Origin of the sequence: Paraburkholderia sp. LEh10 (genome assembly GCF_017814945.1) — a bacterium.
Classification (GTDB): Bacteria; Pseudomonadota; Gammaproteobacteria; order Burkholderiales; family Burkholderiaceae; genus Paraburkholderia.
Genome location: NZ_JAGIPX010000158.1, coordinates 1 through 4,882 on the forward strand (window position 1 = coordinate 1; position 4,882 = coordinate 4,882).

At 55.9% G+C, this 4,882-nt stretch carries 4 protein-coding genes and 3 pseudogenes; 3 read left to right on the top strand and 4 right to left on the bottom strand.

Annotated features, from left to right (window positions below; genetic code table 11):
• The coding region (locus J8I87_RS43290; protein WP_209938745.1) for a hypothetical protein at positions 1-230 on the top strand (230 nt) is incomplete at its 5' end.
• Positions 231-747: 517 nt separating this feature from the next.
• Here the strand turns inward: J8I87_RS43290 and J8I87_RS43295 are convergent.
• Together J8I87_RS43295 and J8I87_RS46625 are read right to left on the bottom strand one after the other, a co-directional pair.
• Positions 748-1,270: pseudogene (locus J8I87_RS43295) on the bottom strand (transposase); the annotation flags it as partial.
• A 30-nt stretch (positions 1,271-1,300) separates the two neighbouring features.
• Positions 1,301-1,372: pseudogene (locus tag J8I87_RS46625) on the bottom strand (hypothetical protein); the annotation flags it as partial.
• A gap of 659 nt (positions 1,373-2,031) precedes the next feature.
• Between J8I87_RS46625 and J8I87_RS43300 the strand changes: the two are divergent.
• Complete coding sequence (locus J8I87_RS43300; protein WP_209938746.1) at positions 2,032-3,573, top strand: methyl-accepting chemotaxis protein; 1,542 nt, start codon at positions 2,032-2,034, stop codon at positions 3,571-3,573.
• Positions 3,574-3,930: 357 nt separating this feature from the next.
• Here the strand turns inward: J8I87_RS43300 and J8I87_RS43305 are convergent, their stop codons facing one another.
• Positions 3,931-4,335, bottom strand: coding sequence for a metallopeptidase TldD-related protein (locus J8I87_RS43305; RefSeq protein ID WP_313068271.1), 405 nt, complete (start codon positions 4,333-4,335; stop codon positions 3,931-3,933).
• Here J8I87_RS43305 and J8I87_RS43310 point away from each other — a divergent pair.
• Positions 4,335-4,616, top strand: coding sequence for a hypothetical protein (locus J8I87_RS43310; RefSeq protein WP_209938747.1), 282 nt, complete (start codon positions 4,335-4,337; stop codon positions 4,614-4,616). The genes J8I87_RS43305 and J8I87_RS43310 overlap by 1 nt on opposite strands.
• Positions 4,617-4,669: 53 nt before the next feature.
• On the opposite strand, the pseudogene J8I87_RS43315 reads toward J8I87_RS43310, so the two are convergent.
• A pseudogene (locus J8I87_RS43315) lies at positions 4,670-4,882 on the bottom strand (hypothetical protein); the annotation flags it as partial.

Consider the following 4,882-nt stretch of genomic DNA (forward strand, 5'->3'; position numbering starts at 1 on the left):
TTCCTGCAAATGCATCAACCACTTTCCGCTTCAAACCCTTGTTGTACAAGGCGCTTCGAATTGTTCAAGGCCGACTACGTATTCGAGGGATGCTTGAAGCCAAAAATGTGACTCTTGTTTTTCAAACCGGACTTCTTCGTACTGTTGCTGCGAGTAGCACTGGCATACACGAACGCCACGAATCACTCCAACAACTCGTTTGGCCAATACCTCCGCATGAACACGCATAAGTGGCGCGCATCCCTTTAAACACCAACAATACCGCGCTACGTTAGCTCCATGAGTCGGGCATTCTTCATAGAACATTCGTGGTTCATGGCGCGTTTGACAAAAGACAACGGGATTGCATCGGTCGAAGCAGATCGCGTCGTTCAGCGTCGTTCAGCTGTTAATAGGCACGTAACTTCTCACTCTCCATTTGGTCCGCTTGACCGCTTCCCAGACGCAAAATGTGCGCCAACTCGTGCATGTACATGAAAACAGCGCTCGCCTCCAACATTTCGTGTCTCAAATCCGACAATCACAACAAACCGCAAGTGTCGGTTGGACAGCGTCAAGCAGCACGGCCGGCCAACATGATTGGCGCGGTCCAGTCGGTCGAAAACAGTGCCCATCAACTTGAGCTATAGTTTTTTATGGAAAGGCTTTACCTAGTTTTTCATATCAAGTGGACTTCGTAATCCCTTATATCTTCGCGCCTGGCAGAATCTGAACCAACAAGGGTTAAGAAGATGAGTTCTTCAGTTTTCACCAGCAGATGATGCAACAGGCGTTTTTCATGAAGGCTTCATGGATGAATGCAGGACGTTCGAAGCGGATGCGCAGTCGTCGAAAGTTGTGAAGCCATGAGATGGTGCACTCGACAACCAGCGTGTTTTGCCCAGTCCGCTGCCGTAAGGCCCGCCAAGTTGGGTGATTTGAGTGGCGATACCGGCCGCGTGTAGCGGACGGCGGTATTTGTCGTGATCGTATCCCCGGTCGCCCTGAACGATCCGGGGCGTCGAAAGTGGCGGGCCTCGCTCGCCAGCAATGGGCGGGATGGTGTCAACCAGCGCGTGAAGCTGGGTGATGGCGGTTGGCGCCGGTGAGAATTGCCGCGAGCGGGACGCTTCGGTAATGAGGTGGTGCTTTGAACCTGGTCGCGCACGGTCGGTGGAATTCGGTCCCGTTTTTGGCCTGCGCCAACCGCGCGGAAATCGACGACTACACGGGATCAGTCAATCCGGTCGGCCTCGCGCAGCTTCGCGAGCAGGACCTCGTGCGGCCGTTCCTGATTGAGCAGTTCGTCCAGGTTTAGTTCCGGGCAATATTTCGGAAGCCGAATAAGACGCAGGCCTTCTGCGTTGTCAACGACGAAGCGCCTGACAGCCATGGACCGATCGATGTACCGGACATCCGTCAACGATCAGGATAGCTTGCGGGTAGCCTGTTTGCGCAGACGTTTCATAAATTCGATGAACGTCACGTTTTGAACGTCCCCTCGAACACCACGAAGCTCAACGTCCCACCACTGGATATCGCCGAGATCATAGCGTCATCCATTTGCTCAACACTCGCAGGCTCACACTGTAAATGTTCGCCGCCGCAGTCTGCATCTCATCTGCATCTCATCGCGCTACACACCGCTTGCACGATCATTTTCCTCACGCGCGCCTGCGTGGCTCCATCCAGCTTTCTGGCATCGTTTTTCTCTTCATGCTCGTACAACCATTGCGCACTATTTGGTGCACACCTCAGTGACTAGGCGAATCCTTACGCAATATTCAGGATTGGATGACGGTAGTTTTTCGAGAGATTGGCCGATATCAGTGATCGTGTTCTGCGTCGCAAGCGAAGCTGAAGATGTGCGGTTCGATACCTTGTAACTTTCGTTAGCTCTGTAGAGTCGGCCGCGCAGTCGGCACGAGGTGGAGCTCCGCGACGTGGAAGCATTTGCTTACGACCACATTGACGAACAAGCCGACGAGTCCGACGCTGCATCCGATGGCGAAGGAAGGGGTGTCTCCAATAAACGGAAAAGAGGCCTACGCCATGACTCTCAACAGAAAACTCACCTCGACGATCGTCATCCTGTGGGTGGGCATCATCATGATTATCTTGTTCGGCGCGTGGCAACACCGATCGACGACGATCTTGGATCGTCAAGAACAGCTTTCGTTGCTAATCGAAGAAGCCAACTCGATCGTAAGCCATTATTACCAGCTTTCGCAGCAGCATACGATCTCGGAGGATGATGCGAAGAAGCAGGCCTTGGAAGTGCTTTCGTCGATTCGGTATGGCACCGACGGATACCTTACTGTTATCAATTCTCAGTCGATGGCGTTAATGCACCCATTCAAGCCTGAACTCGTCGGCAAGAACATGTCAAACTTCACCGACAAGGCTGGCAAGCACCTCTTCGTCGATTTGGCGAACGTGGCTAGCCAGAGTAAAGGCGGGTTCGTCGAATATCTGTGGACCAAACCGGGGAGTGAGGCATCTGTACCAAAAACCAGCTACGCGCTTCGCTTCGAGTCTTGGGATTGGATTCTCATCACCGGCATGTACATGGATGACGTCCAAAAAGCGTTCTTCAACGACATTGTCCGCTGGATTGGAATCACTGTTGCCCTAGGAGTCGCCTGCACTGTTATGATGTTACTCGTCTTGCGAAGCATAAAGCACTCTCTCGGCGGCGACCTAGAAGTGGCGGTCGCGACCACACAACGCATGGCGCGTGGTGATCTTGCCACTCCCATCCCGGTCATGCATCGCGAAGGAGAGAGCTTGTTGCGTGCGCTGAACGTGATGCAGAGAGGGCTCATCGATGCCATCTCGCGAGTGGCCGACAGTGCTGAGAATATCAATGTCGGAGCAGTCGAAATCGCAGCTGGCAACACGGATCTGTCGCAACGCACGGAAGAACAAGCGGCTGCGTTAACGCAGACTGCATCGAGCATAGACGAGATGACCGTGAATGTGAAGCACAACGCCGACAGCGCGGTCATGGCCGCCATTCTGGCGAGCCAAGCCACAGACATTGCGACCCGCGGCAGCAGCGTCGTCGACGACGTGATCCGTAAAATGGGCGACATCACGAACAGTTCAAGGCAGATCGGCGACATCATTGGAGTAATCGACGGAATCGCATTCCAGACCAACATCCTCGCGTTAAACGCAGCCGTCGAAGCTGCGCGTGCGGGTGAGCAGGGGCGCGGCTTCGCGGTCGTTGCGGCAGAAGTGCGAAGCCTCGCGCAACGCTCAGCAACAGCGGCGAAGGAAATCAAGGCGCTAATTGGGACGTCGACAGTCAGCGTCGAAGAAGGCGCTGCGCTCGTCGCCAACGCCGGCTCCACGATGACGGAAATCGTCGCATCGGTAGGGCGCGTGAATGAAATCCTGGAAGAGATCAGTCATGCGTCTCGCGGACAGAGTGCAGGCATAGAACAGGTGAACCGTGCCATAGGAGAGATGGACCAGGTGACCCAGCAGAATGCTGCACTGGTCGAGCAGGCCGCCGCGGCTGCGCACTCGCTCAGGGATCAGGTCGCCATCCTTCGCGAAGCAGTCTCGTCTTTCGCACTGCCTGACTGAGCTTCCCCCGAAATTTCGACTTCCAGCGGATCGCGTGTAAACTCGATCTGAAAGAAGGAAAAAACAACGTTCAAGGTACCAAACTAGGCATATACGGCGGAGTTCAGGGCGGCCGCCGTACAACGGGTCAAGGATGGACAAAGCATCCGTGCCGTGTGTGTCAACGATCGAAAAGGCAGTACATGCACCCAACACGGGCCACGAACGCCACGCACGCGGTCGCGTCCAATATGGACGCGCCAATCCGAGGAAGCGCCGGAAGAATCGGCGGTTGATGCTGTAGTCCTTTGGATCCTGAATCGTTGCAGTAGGCGGCATGGAAATTCCTAAGTATTCAGGCAACAACGCCGCCGCCCGTCATCTTGTCGATCCGCAGGGTCGGCTGGCCGACGCCGACCGGCACGCTCTGGCCTTCCTTGCCGCATACGCCGACGCCCGTGTCGAGCGACATGTCGTTGCGATCATGCTCACGTACTTCAGCGATTCCGGGCCGCTGCCGATCAGCGTCGCGCCCTTCACCGAGCAGATGATCTTGCCGTTCTCGATCATGTACGCCTCGGACTCCGAGAACACGAACTTGCCGTTCGTGGTGTCGACCTGGCCGCCGCCGAAGTTCACCGCATACAGGCCGTTCTTCACCGACGCGATGATTCCTGCGGATCCTTTTCGCCATTGAGCATGTAGGTGTTTGGTCATGCGCGGCATGGGCAGCGCCGGGTACGACTCGCGCCGCGCGTTCTCCGCCACAACGCCCCCGCGCATTGCCGACCATGAAGGCGTGCAAGCTCGGCAATCAAATCGCCCCCCTCAGCGCTATCGAGATACCACGGAATGGCCCGTGGGGAGACGTACATCAGGTCATACACCGCGCCAATCACGGCCGGGCCGAGATCGCGCCCAACCGGAAGGTCTTCGACGATATTCAGTACGCGCGCAATATCGACTTCCCTCGCCGCCTGCTTCCCCGATTCGTCCGGCTCACGAAAGGATCGAGCAAATCGCCCAACATTGCCGGCATTCCCATGACTGCCTCGAATTCCTGACTACCTGCAAGGATTCCCGCCGGCCTGCTCACTCGGTTCTGCGTCATTTCGTTCTATAACTTCGCTACTGCAAACGCCTTGAGCGCTGCATCGCCGTTGAAGGCGCACCACTCCTTCGGTCCGGAGGGAACCTCGATGATTTCAGGCTGAATGACATCGTCTTCCGGCAATGCGGCGCCCAATTCCCGCTGAACCGCCCCGGGATTCCCGGAGACCGTTTTGCTTGAGTCATGCCGCAGTGACAGACCCAGTGAGATTTGCATAAT

Bases quoted from the DNA above. Each gene is read 5' to 3' on its own strand.
- J8I87_RS43300 (WP_209938746.1), top strand. From the start codon at position 2,032: ATGACTCTCAACAGAAAACTCACCTCGACGATCGTCATCCTGTGGGTG.
- J8I87_RS43305 (WP_313068271.1), bottom strand. From the start codon at position 4,335: ATGCGCGGGGGCGTTGTGGCGGAGAACGCGCGGCGCGAGTCGTACCCG.